The following is a 13050-nucleotide window of genomic DNA, read 5'->3' as shown; positions in this document are numbered from 1 at the left end:
TGCCACGGGCGAGGCCGGATGCCCGTCAATATACACGGCTTTGCGCGATCATCCGCAAGGCTGTCTGCGCCTGCTTCACTCGGTGGCGGCCTGGCTGCACTCGATGTCGATCACCGGATTGCAGATCCGTACCCGACCCAGGAAATTGATCACCACGGCGCGTGAATTCACGCCGCCGCTGAAATACCAGGTGCCACGCGTGACCGGCTGACCGTCCGGTTGATAGGCCACCAGCTCGCCGCCGACGGTATAGGCCACGGCGATGCCGGCGTCCAGGGCGGAATGGCGAGCCACCACCTGTTGGCCGACCTGGATCTCCCATCCGCTTTGCCAGTCGCGCCCGTCACGCGGACGCATCTCGGCGCGGCGACCGGCGCGCAGGGCCTCCGAGCGGGTCAGTTGCACGGCGTGGAAGAAATCGCTGCCGGCGGCGGCCAGTTGGTGTTCGCTGGCCAAGTGTCGCAAAGTCGGCAGGCCGACCCCCAGCACCAGGGCGGCAATGAGCAAGGTCACCATCAGCTCGATGAGCGTAAATCCTGTTGCACGCATGGAGTCACCAACACTCCTTGCCGTCAGCGCGGCGGTTGCCCCGGCTGTCGGCCTGCAGCACGCCGCACTGACGATCCTCATAGCCGCTGTTGACGCCACTGCCTCCGGGCGTGGCCGTGACCAGCACGCAGCTGGAGAGATCCTCTTCCTCGCAGGCTCTTGCCGACAGAGCATAGGCGCTGGTCTGCGGGGTGGCACCGGAATACCACTTGAATCCCTGCGCCGCGTTGCCCGGCTGGAATGCCCGGTAGCGGTGCTGGTAGGCATGGTGGCGTTCCTGTTGCAGCAGCACGTGCAGAATGGCGGCGCGTCCTTCGGCGCGGCCGGCTTTCTGGACGATATGGCGGTAGCCATTCCAGCCCAGTGCGGCCAGCAGGATGACGATGGCTAGGCTGACCAGGATTTCCAGCAGGGTGAAGCCGCGTGGCGGCAAGGGAGGGGCGAGCAGGGGGACAGACATGTTCATTCCGTAAAAGTCAGATAGAGAGGACGCCAGGCCCGCAGCGGACAACTGGCAGGAGCGCTGGCCGGCCGGGCTGGCAAACGCACCAGTGCCTGCAGGGCCAGGATGGCGCCATGCCGGCCATAGCCGACGGCACTGAGACGATAGAGCGGGGTGGAGGCCTGTTCCTGTGCAAGCCGGCCCGCAGTCTTGTGGTCCACCGGTGCCAGCCGTTCGATCAGATAGCGCGGTATCGGTACGCCGGGCAGGGCGCGGAACTGGCGCCCGGTGAATTGCCCGTAGGTAGCCGAGATTGCCCGGGGGCCGTGCAGATGGGCCGGCTCCCAGCCGGCATGTTCGGGCTGGCCGACGCACAGGCCGGCACCGGCGGCATCGGTGCGGCAGGCGCGCGCCGCGCCAAACTCCTCGGGATCGATGTGGCGGTGGTAGCGCAGGTCATCGCAGGCATCCTCCAGCGCCGCCTGGGCCGCCAGTCTGGCCTGGGCATGTTCGCGATGATTGCGCGCGCCGCGTTCCTCCAGCAGGAGCAGCGAGGTGGTGGCCACACCCAGCAGCATGATCACGCTCAGCAGCATGAGCGTGATCATCAGGGTGGCACCGTGCTGATGGTCGGGACGCGTCGCAATCTTCATTGGCGGAGCTCCGCAACCACCAGGTTGCGCAACATCACGGTGCCCTGGAACACCGCACGGCGCCGCTGTTCCTGGCCCGATTCGATGACGCGCCAGGCGGGATCGGAGCGGCGCGCGGGGAGGAAGAGGTCGTAAGCGCGCGCCTCGCTATCCTGCGGCGCAGGGCGTCGCTGCAGACCGCGCACCAGCAGCGCGATACGCACCAGCACCACGCGGTTCCAGGCATCGGCAGGCATGGATGAGGCGTCCAGCCAGCGGTCGGGACGACCATCGTCGTCGCTGTCGATGGCGTAGCGCAACTGCATGGCTTCCACGCCACGGGCGATGGCATCGGAGGTCCAGGCACCGTTCTTGCCCTGGTAGCGGCAGCGCAGCTCGGGTTCATCGCCGGTGCCGGGGGCGATGAAATAGATGACCCAGTGGCGTGCGGCTTCTTCAAGCGGCTTCACCGGGGCCGGCGCGCCGCTGCAATGGCTGAGCTGGGCATGGCTGCCGCGCGGGGCGCCGAAGAAGCCCAGCATCAGCAGGTCGCTGCGGTTGACGCCATCGCCGGTACTGCTGCCGAAGCGTCCTGCGGCCGGATCGAGTGCATCGGCCTGGCGGCTGTCATCCAGGCCGCGCAGGCCCGCCAGCAGGGCCGGCGGCGCGCCCTCGGGGAGACTCTCCACAGGCAGATGGCCAGCCTGGCGCAACACCTGCTGCAGGTGATCCAGGGCCACCCGGCCAGTCTCCTCGACGCGTCCGGCGTCATCCATCTCCTGATAGGCTGTGCGCGCCTGCTGCAGCAGGGTGCCGGCAACCAGCACCACCAGCAGGCCGACGGCCAGCGCGATCATCAGTTCGACCAGCGTCAGCCCGGCTTCCTGCAGGCGCCGCATTCGGATCGGGAGGGATAGACGGGACAGCATCGTCAATGTCCCAGGGTCAGACTCAACAGCGGTGTCGTGCCACCGGCAGCGGGACTGCCCGTAGCGAGGCGGCGCCAGGCCATTTTCAGGACCACCGGACTGTGCTCCAGTGCGTCGCAGCGCCAGTCTTCCGGCGCTGCGCGCTGGCCGTCACGGCAGACCGTGACACGGACATGGGGGAAGTCGCGTACCAGCCTGCCACTCCAGTCGGCCAGGCTGGCCAGGGCGAAATCAGTCGGGCTGCAGGCGGCCTGTTCGCAATCGGCAGGGGCGCTGAGCGGTTTGCCGGTGGTGAGCGAAAACAGTAGCGCATCGGATGGGGCGGTGCCAGCCGGCAAGGCCGCGCGCAGTTCGGCCAGTTCTTGCGCCATCAGCGTGGCGCGCGCATGCAGGCTGCTGTCGCGGCTGCTGCGCAGCGCATGCAGTTGCAGCATGGCGATGGCCAGGGCACCAGTGCCGATGACCAGCATGGCCACCAGTACTTCCATCATCGAAAAACCACGGGAGCGACCACGCATGGGAAATCCTGCAAGGGAAAGCCCGCGAGTCTAGGGAAAAAGAAAACGCCGCTCCAGCAAAAGCCCGAATCAGTCTGCCGCCATCGAAAACTTCAGAAGGAAGAGCCCGGTTGCTTGAGGAATTCGACTTCCTCCGGCGTGCTGTCACGCCCCAGGATGCGATTGCGATGCGGAAAGCGACCGAAACGTTTGATCACGGCATGGTGACGTCGCGCATAGTCGGCATAACCGTCAAAGCTCGGCCTGTCCTCGCCGCTGGCGGCCTTGGCCAGGCTGCCCATGAGTTGCACCACATACTCCTGGTCGTCCAGGTCTTCGGCATGTTCCAGCGGCAGGTAGACGAAGACCCGGGCCAGCGGCGGCAAGGCGGCGTCCAGTCCCATGGCCAGCGCCAGGTGGCTGCACTGGCGCGCCAGCGCATCGAAGGCGAAGGCCTGGGGGGTATCGCGGTAGATATTGCGCGGCATCTGGTCCAGCAACAGGATCAGGGCCAGCATGCTGCGCGGGGATTCGGTCCAGTCGTCGAGCTGGTTGGCGGCTGCCTGCTGCACCAGCGGTTCGAAGCGGGTGCGGCATTGGGCGTCGATGTCGGGGTTCTTGCTCCACCAGAGCTTCTTCTGGCGTTCGGCCACCTGATGCGCGGGGAGCTGCTCCCACTCGGGACCGAACCAGAAGTCCAGTAGCGCGTCGACGCCGGCGTGCGGGCTCATTCGGCCAGCACCGTGATCTGCACGTCGCCCAGCGTGACTTTCTGGCCGGCGGTGATCTTGCAGGTCTTGCGGGTTTCCGGCTTGCCGTCGACCTTGACCTGGCCGTCGGCTACCAGCTGCTTGCCGGCGCCGCCGCTGTCGCACAGGCCGCAGAGTTTGAGCAATTGGTTGAGCTCGACGTAGGGATGGCCTTGCAGCGGGAAGGTGATCTTTTGCATGTGCTTTCTTTCGGAAACCCCGGTCACGACAGGTGGCAAGGGCGAGCGGTACGGTACGCCCGGCGCGGCCATTTGTCCAGTCGCGCAGGTGTTCAGGCGGCGTTTTCCAACGTCTGCTGCGCCTTGTCCAGCCAGGTGGCGAGGCTGTCGGTGAGATCCTTCTGGCTGAAGGAGCAGCTTTCCTCGGTGAAGAGGCTGCCGGCTTCGAGTCGCGCCAGCAGGTCTTCGGCGACCTGGCGATAGCGGGCGGGCAGGGCGTTCATCACCTCTTCCTGGGCGCGCCAGGTGCTGCACAGGGTGGCGATGTCGCCACGCCCTGCGCGCAGGGCGTCCAGGGCATCGCGCATGAGGGGCAGTCGGGAGGCGGCGGGGTGGTTCATCGAGGGCTCCTCTCTCAGGCACGCGCAGCGATGACGAACAGCGCGATCACGCTCAGATAGCCGATGATCCACACCGCCGAACGGGCCGAGGGTTTGTCCGCCAGGTACAGCATCGTGTAGAGGAGGCGGGCGGCGATGAAGACCAGTGCGGCGATGTCGATCTGCCCTTGCGGCGCGCCCACTTGCTGCGCCACCAGCACGGCGGCGGCGAAGAAGGGGAAGGCCTCGAAATGGTTGCGATGCGCATAGTCGGCACGGCGGCGCACGCCGGTCTGCTTGTCCAGCCAGGCGCGCGGTTCGGCATTGTCGAAGTCGCGTCGCCCATACTTGGCCACGGCGATGGTGAGGACCGGCATCAGGCCGGCCACCAGGATGCACCAGTAGGATAGGGTCATGCCTTGCGTCTCCTTATTGTGAAATCAGAGGTCAGAGGTCCTTGGCAGCGAAGGTGTTGCAGGCGCTGACCTTGCCTTGGGCAATGCCGCGCTTGAACCAGCTCACGCGCTGCGCCGAACTGCCATGAGTGAAGGAGTCCGGTACGACCACGCCGCGCGCCTGGCGTTGCAGGGCATCGTCGCCGATGGCCGAGGCGGCATGCAGGGCGTCTTCGATATCGCCTTCTTCGAGAATGTGGCGGGCCTGGTTGGCATGATAGGCCCAGACTCCGGCAAAGCAGTCGGCCTGCAACTCCAGTCGCACCGACATGGCATTGGCCTGCTTCTCGCTGGCATTGCGGCGGGCCGCATCGACCTTGTCGGAAATGCCCATCAGGTGTTGCACGTGGTGCCCCACTTCATGCGCGATCACATAGGCCTGCGCGAAATTGCCGGAGACCTTGAAACGCTGCTTCATCAGTTCATAGAAGGACAGGTCGATATAGACCTTCTGGTCACCGGGACAGTAGAAGGGACCGGTGGCGGTCTGGCCGGTGCCGCAGGCGGTGGGCGTACTGCCGGAGAAGAGTACCAGCTTGGGCCGTACATACTGCTTGCCGTTGTTGGCGAAGATCTGACCCCAGGTGTCTTCGGTATCGGCCAGTACGGTAGAGACGAAGCGCGCCATCTGGTCATTGGGCGCAGGCTTGTGGGCCGGTGCCTGCTGCTGCACCGGTGCCGGCGAGCCGCCGGAGAGCAGGTTGAGCATGGTCAGCGGATTGATGCCCAGAAAATAGGACGCCACCAGCGCCACCGCGACCGTGCCCAGCCCGATGGAACGTCCGCCGAAGCCAAAGCCGCCGCCCCCGCCGCCATCCTCGCCACGGCGATCTTCCACGTTGTCGCTTTCGCGATTGCCTTCCCATTTCATGATGTGTTCTCCGCTGCTGCACGCTGCAATGCCGGGATTGTAATGGATGGCATGGGCGGCGGCTTGTCCGGCGTTGTCTGACCGGGGCAGGCTGCACTGTCCGATTGCGCCGGATGAGCTGGCGCGATAGGGTGAGGCGACCGGCTAGCGGGATGTCGGCTTGGCGCTGCCGGCATTCGGTGCCACACTGTGTCACGGCCTGCACCCCTCATCCGCAATGACAACAGCACAGGAGGCGACATGATCATCTGGCTCATTCTTCTCATCGCCAGCGCACTGGCCCTCATGATGATGCGCGCGGGCGCCTGGATCTGGCTGGTGGCCGAGGCTGTCCTGATCTGGCTGGGCGCGCGCCTGGCCGGTATTGAATTGCCGGTGCTGGTGCTGCTGGCCATCCTCTTCTTTACGCCGACGCTGCTGGTGGCCATCAAGTCCGTGCGTCAGTCGCTGATGACGCGCCCGGCACTGGACCTGTTCCGCAAGATCATGCCCGGCATGTCGGCCACCGAGCGCGATGCCATCGAGGCCGGCACCGTCTGGTGGGATGCCGAGCTGTTCTCGGGCAAGCCGGACTGGAAGCGCCTCTTCGAGCTGCCCGCACCGCGCCTGACGCCGGAAGAACAGAGTTTCCTCGACAACGAGGTCGAGCAGTTGTGTGCCATGGTCAGCGACTGGGAGACCAGCGTGAAGACCCAGGACCTGCCGCCCGAAGCCTGGCAGTTCATCAAGGACAAGGGTTTTCTGGGCATGATCATTGCGCGTCAATATGGCGGCAAGCAGTTCTCGGCCTATGCGCATTCGCAGGTGGTGATGAAGCTGGCCTCGCGCAGTTCGGCGGCGGCCATCGCGGTGATGGTGCCCAATTCGCTCGGCCCGGCGGAGTTGCTGCTGCATTACGGGACCGAGGCCCAGAAGAATCATTACCTGCCGCGCCTGGCCCAGGGCCTGGAAATTCCCTGCTTTGCGCTGACCAGTCCCTATGCGGGCTCGGATGCGGCGGCCATTCCGGATGTGGGCATCGTCTGCAAGGGCGAGCATGAGGGGCGCGAAACCCTGGGCTTCCGGGTGACCTGGAGCAAGCGCTACATCACCCTGGCACCGATTGCGACCGTGCTGGGCCTGGCCTTTCGCGTGCGTGATCCGGACGGACTGCTGGGCAGCAATGCCGAGCCGGGCATTACCTGCGCCCTGATCCCGACCGCTCATCCGGGCGTGATCACCGGACGTCGCCACTGGCCGCTCAATGCCGTCTTCCAGAACGGGCCGACCGAGGGGCGCGATGTCTTCATTCCGATGCAATGGGTGATCGGCGGTGCCGAGCAGGTCGGACGCGGCTGGCGCATGTTGATGGAATGTCTGGCGGCAGGGCGGGCGATTTCTCTGCCTTCCTCCAGCGTCGGCTTCTCCAAGCTGGCCGTGCGCGGTACCAGTGCCTACACCGCCATGCGACGCCAGTTCAAGATCGAGATCGGCAAGTTCGAAGGCGTGCAGGAAGCCCTGGCGCGCATGGGCGGGCATCTCTACATGATGGATGCCACGCGCCGCTTGTCGGCACTGGCGGTGGATGCCGGCGAGAAGCCTTCGGTCATCTCGGCCATTTCCAAGTACCACGTCACCGAGCGCGGGCGCATGGTGGTCAATGACGGCATGGACGTGATCGGCGGCAAGGGCATCTGCATGGGGCCGGGCAATTTCCTGGCGCGGGTGTACCAGCAGGTGCCCATTGCCATCACGGTGGAGGGCGCCAATATCCTGACGCGCTGCCTGATCATCTTCGGCCAGGGGGCCATCCGTTGTCATCCCTATGTGTTGCAGGAACTGGCCACCGCTGCTGACGAGGACCGCGAACGCGCCGTGCAGGAATTTGACCGGCTGCTCTTCGCCCACCTTTCCTTCGTCGCGGCCAATGCGGCGCGCAGCTTCGTGGGCGGCATCAGCCGTGGCTGGCTGCTGCCTTCCTCAAGTCATGCGACAGGCGCCACGCGAAGCTACTTCCGCGCGGTGGTGCATCTGTCCTCGGCCTTTGCGTTGCTTACCGATGTGAGCATGGGCGTACTGGGCGGCACCCTCAAGTTCCGTGAACGGATGTCGGCACGGCTGGGCGATGTGGTTTCGCAGCTCTATCTCGTCTCTGCGGTACTCAAACGCTTCGAGGACGAGGGCCGGCAGGAGGAGGATCTGCCCTACGTGGACTGGTCGGTGCAGGATGCGCTGCATCGCGCCCAGGAAGCCATCATCGAGGTCTTGCACAACTTCCCCAATCCGGTCATCGCGCTGCTCTTGCGGGTGCTGATCTTCCCGCTTGGCCGGCCCTACCGCCAGCCCTCGGACGTGCTGGGCACATGCGTGGCCAAGGCCATGCAGACGCCGGGCGAGAGCCGCAACCGGCTGGTGGCCGATGCCTATGTCCCGCGCGATGGTGACCCGCTGGCCTGCGGCGAGAAAGCCTTCATGCTCACGCCGGTGGTGCAGCAACTGGAGCATAGGCTCAAGGCCGACATCAAGGAGGGCAAGCTGCCGCCGATGCCGCAGAGCCTGCTGGAAGTCCCGGCCTGGAGTGGGCTGGCGCTGGAACGCCAGCTGATCTCGCAGCAGGAGAAGGACGCGCTTGATGCCTTTGCCCGCTATGGCGACCAGAGCGTGCAGGTCGATGACTTCGGCGCAGATTTCGATCGCGCGGAGATTGTGGCGCAACTGCGTTCATGAGGAGATGAAGGTTTGCGTTATCCTGCCGGTTCCCGCGTATTCCACAGGATCAACCATGACCCCGCAGCCTCGCATCTACCTGGCCGGCCCCGATGTCTTCCAGCGCGATTATGCGCAGCACAAACTGCAGATCAAGCAGTGGTGCGCCGAACTCGGGCTGGTCGCCCTGTGCCCCGGTGACGACGAGGTCAGCGGCGACAGCAAGGCCGAGGTGGCGCGCCGCATCTACCAGATCAATGTGGCCCTGATCGACTCCGCCGATTACGTGGTGGCCAATGTCTGCGATTTTCGCGGGCATGAACCCGACTCGGGCACGGTCTTCGAGATCGGATACGCCGTCGGGCGCGGCAAGAAGGTGTGGTGTTACAACACGCCGGCGCAGGACCTGCTGCATCAGGTGCCGCAAGCCGAACCGGGTTACTGCCGCGCAGGCATGCTGATCGAGGATTTCGGACTGCCGCGCAATCTCATGCTGGCGCATGCCGCCGAACTGGTGCAGGACGGTCTGCACGCCTGCCTGCAACGGGTGGCGCGCTGGCACGGCGGCCAGCGCTGATGCTTCATTGCGGGCTCAGGCGTCCCATCAGGTAGAACTCTTCATTGGGCCGCATGCTGGTCACGTTGGCCAGCCGGTTCGACATGCCGAAGAAGGCCGCGATGGCGGCCATGTCCCAGGCGTCTTCCTCTTCCCAGCCATGCGCCTTGAGCGTGGCGAAATCCTCATCATTCACAGCCCCGGCGCTGGCCGAGACCTTCATGGCGAAGTCCAGCATGGCCTTCTGTCGCGCGCTGATGTCGGCCTTGCGGTAGTTGATGGCGACCTGGTCGGCCAGCAGCGGATCTTTGGCGCGGATGCGCAGGATCGCCCCATGGGCCACGACACAATACTGGCACTGGTTGGCGTTGCTGGTGGCCACCACGATCATCTCGCGCTCGGCCTTGGTGAGCCCGCCGGGTTTGTCCATCAAGGCATCGTGATAGGCGAAGAAGGCGCGGAATTCATCCGGCCGATGCGCCAGTACCAGAAACACGTTGGGGATGAATCCGGACTTTTCCTGCACGGCCAGGATGCGGCTGCGGATATCCTCCGGCAGCATATGAAGATCGGGGATGGGGAAGCGGCCAATGGGCGCATTGGGGGTGGTGGCTTGGGGCATGCGTGTCTCCTTGTTCATTTGTTGTGGGTGTGGTGTCAAGACCTTAGCACTTCTGGCCCGCAGCTAATGTCGCCGGACTGACGGTGAAGCTTTTTGCTTCATATTGCCCTCAGAATACTTTTTGAAAATATTATTAAGATATATCTTGAAATGCAGATGATTAAGATATATCTTGGCTATATCGATCGACACGCAGCGTGCGTCAGTCGCTGCATTGGCAACCTGACAAGAAGGAAACACCATGTTCAAGCATTTATTTCATCAACCCGGCCAACCGGGCCACGGCCCCAAGCACCAGCGTCACGACCGTGGGCATCATGGCGGCGGCCTGTTCGAAGACGGCGAGCCGCGCGGTCCGCGTGGCCATCATGGCCCCGGCGGCCGTGAAGGCGGCGGACGCGGCGCGCGCATGTTCGAGCAGGGCGCCTTGCGCATCGTGATGCTGCATCTGCTGCAGGAAAAGCCGCGCCACGGCTACGACATGATCAAGGCCATCGAGCAGCTGGTGGGCGGTGGCTACAGCCCCAGCCCTGGCGTGATCTACCCGACCCTGACCCTGCTGGAAGAAATGGGCCATGCCTCGGTGCAGGGCGAGGAAGGCGGCAAGAAGCTCTACACCCTCAGCGCCGAGGGCCGAGCCTATCTGGAAGAACAGGAAAACGCCGAGCTGCTGCAGCAGGTGCTGCGCAAGTTCGAGCTGCGCCGCCAGGAACGTCCCGACGCCGATTCGCCCGAACTGCGCCGCGCCGTGCAGAACTTCCGCATGGCCCTGCATACGCGCCTGGCCAAGGGCAAGCTGGCCAAGGAAGAACTGCATGCCATCATCGACATCATCGACCGCGCCGCCGTGGCGGTGGAGCGGGTCTGAGCCGGCGGTTTCAGAAATTGGAAAGGAACTTCATATGAGAGAACATCGCTACCGCATCACCCTTGAGCACCTGGCTACGGCCTCGGAAGGACAGCCCTTGCACGCACCCCTGAGTTTCGAGGCGGGCAACCATGACGATCTCTTCACTATCGTCTCCCGCCTGCGTGGCAACGGGCAATTCGACAGTGACACCAGCGCGCAGCTGGCGCTGGGCTTGAAGCTGTTCGGGGAAGTGATCCTCAAGAACCGCAAGCATCCGCTGTTCGAGGAGATCGGCCCAGCCTTGCGCGACTTCATCATGAAGCTGAAGTCGCAGGGCAAGGCCGCCGGCGCAGCGCAGGGCGAACCTGCCGCCGAATAAGAGTCAAGAGGCGCGCCTGCGCGCCTGCTGCTTACTGATTGGCCGGCGCAATCATCTCCGCATAGTCATACAGCGCAGCGAGGATGTCCTGGGTGCGCTCGTCATCCGCCTCTTCCTGCAACTGGTCGATCTGCTCGAACAGCTGCGCGACGGTGCGTGCACCACCGGCACCCTCGAACAGGCGTGCGGCACGGTGTTCTTCCCAGTGCCGTGCTTCCTCGGGACTCAAGGTCTCGGGGAAGTTGCGGGCGCGATAGCGGAACAGGATTTCATTCAATCGCCTGTCATCGAAGGCCACGCTGGCACCAGCCAGTGCCTGCCCCGGCAGGGCGCGCAGCTGCGTGAGCTGGCGGCGGTCAGCGTTGCCGATGAAACCGCCGTACAAATCTTCATCCACGTCCACCGGCCCTTCCTGCTCGCGCTGGTAGACCTCGCGCCACAGCGGACTCAAATCGGGCAGGGCGGCGGCTTTTTCGGCGTGGCGCAGGGCTGCGTCCACATCGATGTTCAATTGGCCGGCGCGCTCGGCGGAGAGCGTCTTGAGACTACCCACCACCATCGGCGACTTGTTCAGGTGAATGCTCTTGACCGGCAGTCGGGTCATGCCCTCCGGCAGTTCATCACGCCGGGTGAACATGCGTTCGCGCACCGTGGCCGCATCCATGCCCGCCAGTTCGCCGGGGTCATGGCCGAGATCCCAGGCGATCACTTCATTCTTGTTGGTCGGGTGCATGCCCAGCGGCCACATCAGGGCCAGGCAGCCATTGGCCACGGGGAACATGCCCGACACATGCAGGAAGGGTCTGGCCGCCGGCAAGCCGATTTCGGCAGCCGCCTTGTCCTTCTTGTGCAAGGCCAGGGCGAAGTCGAACAGGCGCGGGTTGTGCTGGCGGATCAGGCGCGCCAGCGCGATGGTGGCGCGCACATCGGAGAGTGCGTCGTGTGCGGCTTCGTGGGCCAGGCCATTGGCCTTGGAGAGGTGCTCCAGCTTGAAGCTGACGCTGCCGTCTTCCTTGGTTGGCCACTGGATGCCCTCCGGACGCAGCGCATAGGTCAGTCGCACCACGTCCAGCAAATCCCAGCGGCCGCAGCCGTTGGCCCATTCGCGGGCATAGGGATCGATCAGGTTGCGCCAGAACATGAAGCGTGTGACTTCATCATCGAAACGAATGGTGTTGTAACCCACGCCGATGGTGCCGGGTTCTCCGAGCGCCTGCTCGATGCGGGCCGCAAATTCGTGTTCGGCCATGCCGTGTTCCAGACAGTGCTGCGGCGTGATGCCGGTGATCAGGCAGGACACCGGGTCGGGCAGGTAGTCCGGGGCCGGCTTGCAGTAGATCATGATGGGTTCGCCGATCTCGTTGAGCTCGGCATCGGTACGCACGGCGGCAAACTGCGCAGGACGGTCGCGGCGCGGCACGGCGCCAAAGGTTTCGTAGTCGTGCCAGAGGAAGGTGTGATTGGACATCGCAGCGGGCTTCTGAGGGAATCGCGCGATTATAGAGCCTTGTGTCGCCCTTGCCTGCATGCAGAACGGCAGGGCGCGGGGCGAAGTCGGGTTCTTGGAGGCGCCGCAGCGCCACAGCGGCCGTTACCGGCCCGGGCTCATTTCTCCGGGGCGGCAGGCGTGGCGGGGGCCAGCGGTACCATCGGCGCCATCGGCGCGGCGTCGCGCTGCAAGACCTTGCGCAGGGCATCCTGTAACGTGCCGCTGCGCATGGGCGCATTGCCACCGGCGTACTCGATGTTGTCGATGACCCAGCCGCGGGCATCACGGGCCAGCATGAGCTTGTCGGTCCATTTGACCGGGGATTGCAGTTTGGCGTCGCTGAAGATCAGCTCCACGGCACAAGTGGCCTCGCGCTCCTGCGCTTCGCAGCGGACCACCCGGAAGGTGGAGGCACCATTCGGATTGCCCGTCAACAAATCCCCTTGCACCAGCGGCGGCAAGGGCTCGGCATCAGGATCGGCCGTCTGCTCGGCTGTCGACTGCGCCACGCGGGCCTCCTGGGCCACCGAGACATCCTTCAACAGGTCGAACAGCGGCACCGACAGGAAACGGCGGAAGGTAATCAGTTCCCTGAGCGTCAGCGCGCCCGAGGGACGGTTCGAGGCATGGGTCTGGTAGAACTCCGTGACCAGTTCCTTGGCCTTGCCCTCTTCATTGGCCGAGCAGGCTGCAAGCAGCAGGCTGGTGGCGACCATGAGTGTCTTACCGATCCGCTTCAATCCGATTCTCCCTGGGCCAGGCGCAGGATGGCGCTGGCGTGTTGTT

General features: G+C 64.8%; 17 protein-coding genes. 4 read left to right on the top strand and 13 right to left on the bottom strand.

Features of this window, described 5'->3' with window-relative positions; all coding sequences use genetic code 11:
* Nucleotides 1–75 precede the first annotated feature (75 nt).
* From HWE01_RS01105 to ypfJ, 10 genes are all read right to left on the bottom strand, one after another.
* Complete coding sequence (locus tag HWE01_RS01105) at nucleotides 76–549, bottom strand: GspH/FimT family pseudopilin (RefSeq protein WP_008331481.1); 474 nt, start codon at nucleotides 547–549, stop codon at nucleotides 76–78.
* 4 nt (nucleotides 550–553) lie between these two features.
* A complete protein-coding gene (locus tag HWE01_RS01100; RefSeq protein WP_241820876.1) occupies nucleotides 554–1009 on the bottom strand; it encodes a type IV pilin protein in 456 nt (151 codons plus the stop codon).
* A 2-nt stretch (nucleotides 1010–1011) separates the two neighbouring features.
* The gene (locus HWE01_RS01095; protein WP_241820875.1) at nucleotides 1012–1644 is read right to left on the bottom strand and encodes a pilus assembly PilX family protein; all 633 of its coding nucleotides are present in this window, start codon (nucleotides 1642–1644) and stop codon (nucleotides 1012–1014) included.
* A complete protein-coding gene (locus HWE01_RS01090; RefSeq protein ID WP_008331474.1) occupies nucleotides 1641–2522 on the bottom strand; it encodes a PilW family protein in 882 nt (293 codons plus the stop codon). Before HWE01_RS01090 ends, HWE01_RS01095 begins: the two co-directional genes overlap by 4 nt.
* A gap of 32 nt (nucleotides 2523–2554) precedes the next feature.
* Nucleotides 2555–3070, bottom strand: a complete 516-nt coding sequence (pilV, locus tag HWE01_RS01085; protein ID WP_175344145.1) for a type IV pilus modification protein PilV — start codon at nucleotides 3068–3070, stop codon at nucleotides 2555–2557.
* Between the two features lie 92 nt (nucleotides 3071–3162).
* On the bottom strand, nucleotides 3163–3780 hold the full coding sequence (locus HWE01_RS01080; RefSeq protein WP_008331470.1) for a DUF924 family protein: 618 nt from the start codon (nucleotides 3778–3780) through the stop codon (nucleotides 3163–3165).
* Entirely contained in the window at nucleotides 3777–3998 is a 222-nt protein-coding gene (locus HWE01_RS01075) for an RNA-binding S4 domain-containing protein (RefSeq protein WP_241820874.1), read from the bottom strand. Before HWE01_RS01075 ends, HWE01_RS01080 begins: the two co-directional genes overlap by 4 nt.
* Nucleotides 3999–4090: 92 nt before the next feature.
* Nucleotides 4091–4378 carry a hypothetical protein gene (locus HWE01_RS01070; RefSeq protein ID WP_241820873.1) on the bottom strand — a complete coding sequence of 96 codons (288 nt, stop codon included), beginning with the start codon at nucleotides 4376–4378 and terminating at the stop codon, nucleotides 4091–4093.
* A 14-nt stretch (nucleotides 4379–4392) separates the two neighbouring features.
* Nucleotides 4393–4773: an MAPEG family protein gene (locus HWE01_RS01065; RefSeq protein ID WP_241820872.1), complete on the bottom strand. Its 381-nt coding sequence runs from the start codon at nucleotides 4771–4773 to the stop codon at nucleotides 4393–4395.
* A 31-nt stretch (nucleotides 4774–4804) separates the two neighbouring features.
* Nucleotides 4805–5683, bottom strand: a complete 879-nt coding sequence (gene ypfJ, locus HWE01_RS01060) for a KPN_02809 family neutral zinc metallopeptidase (RefSeq protein ID WP_241820871.1) — start codon at nucleotides 5681–5683, stop codon at nucleotides 4805–4807.
* A 240-nt stretch (nucleotides 5684–5923) separates the two neighbouring features.
* Between ypfJ and HWE01_RS01055 the strand changes: the two genes are divergently transcribed.
* A complete protein-coding gene (locus HWE01_RS01055; protein ID WP_241820870.1) occupies nucleotides 5924–8389 on the top strand; it encodes an acyl-CoA dehydrogenase in 2466 nt (821 codons plus the stop codon).
* Between the two features lie 55 nt (nucleotides 8390–8444).
* On the top strand, nucleotides 8445–8945 hold the full coding sequence (locus HWE01_RS01050; protein ID WP_008331457.1) for a nucleoside 2-deoxyribosyltransferase: 501 nt from the start codon (nucleotides 8445–8447) through the stop codon (nucleotides 8943–8945).
* A 4-nt stretch (nucleotides 8946–8949) separates the two neighbouring features.
* Here HWE01_RS01050 and HWE01_RS01045 read toward each other — a convergent pair whose 3' ends face one another.
* Nucleotides 8950–9546, bottom strand: coding sequence for a peroxidase-related enzyme (locus HWE01_RS01045; RefSeq protein WP_241820869.1), 597 nt, complete (start codon nucleotides 9544–9546; stop codon nucleotides 8950–8952).
* A 241-nt stretch (nucleotides 9547–9787) separates the two neighbouring features.
* Between HWE01_RS01045 and HWE01_RS01040 the strand changes: the two genes are divergently transcribed.
* Nucleotides 9788–10414 carry a PadR family transcriptional regulator gene (locus tag HWE01_RS01040; protein WP_008331455.1) on the top strand — a complete coding sequence of 209 codons (627 nt, stop codon included), beginning with the start codon at nucleotides 9788–9790 and terminating at the stop codon, nucleotides 10412–10414.
* A 34-nt stretch (nucleotides 10415–10448) separates the two neighbouring features.
* Nucleotides 10449–10775, top strand: coding sequence for a DUF3861 domain-containing protein (locus HWE01_RS01035; protein WP_175344047.1), 327 nt, complete (start codon nucleotides 10449–10451; stop codon nucleotides 10773–10775).
* A 31-nt stretch (nucleotides 10776–10806) separates the two neighbouring features.
* Here the strand turns inward: HWE01_RS01035 and sbcB are convergent, their stop codons facing one another.
* Both sbcB and HWE01_RS01025 read right to left on the bottom strand, forming a co-directional pair.
* Nucleotides 10807–12243: an exodeoxyribonuclease I gene (gene sbcB / locus HWE01_RS01030; protein ID WP_241820868.1), complete on the bottom strand. Its 1437-nt coding sequence runs from the start codon at nucleotides 12241–12243 to the stop codon at nucleotides 10807–10809.
* 137 nt (nucleotides 12244–12380) lie between these two features.
* On the bottom strand, nucleotides 12381–12980 hold the full coding sequence (locus HWE01_RS01025) for a YqhG/Tai3 family protein (protein WP_008331449.1): 600 nt from the start codon (nucleotides 12978–12980) through the stop codon (nucleotides 12381–12383).
* Nucleotides 12981–13050: the final 70 nt, after the last annotated feature.

The sequence above is a fragment of the Herbaspirillum sp. C7C8 genome (assembly GCF_022627875.1).
GTDB lineage: Bacteria > Pseudomonadota > Gammaproteobacteria > Burkholderiales > Burkholderiaceae_D > Herbaspirillum.
This window is presented reverse-complemented; position numbering and strand designations above follow the sequence as displayed.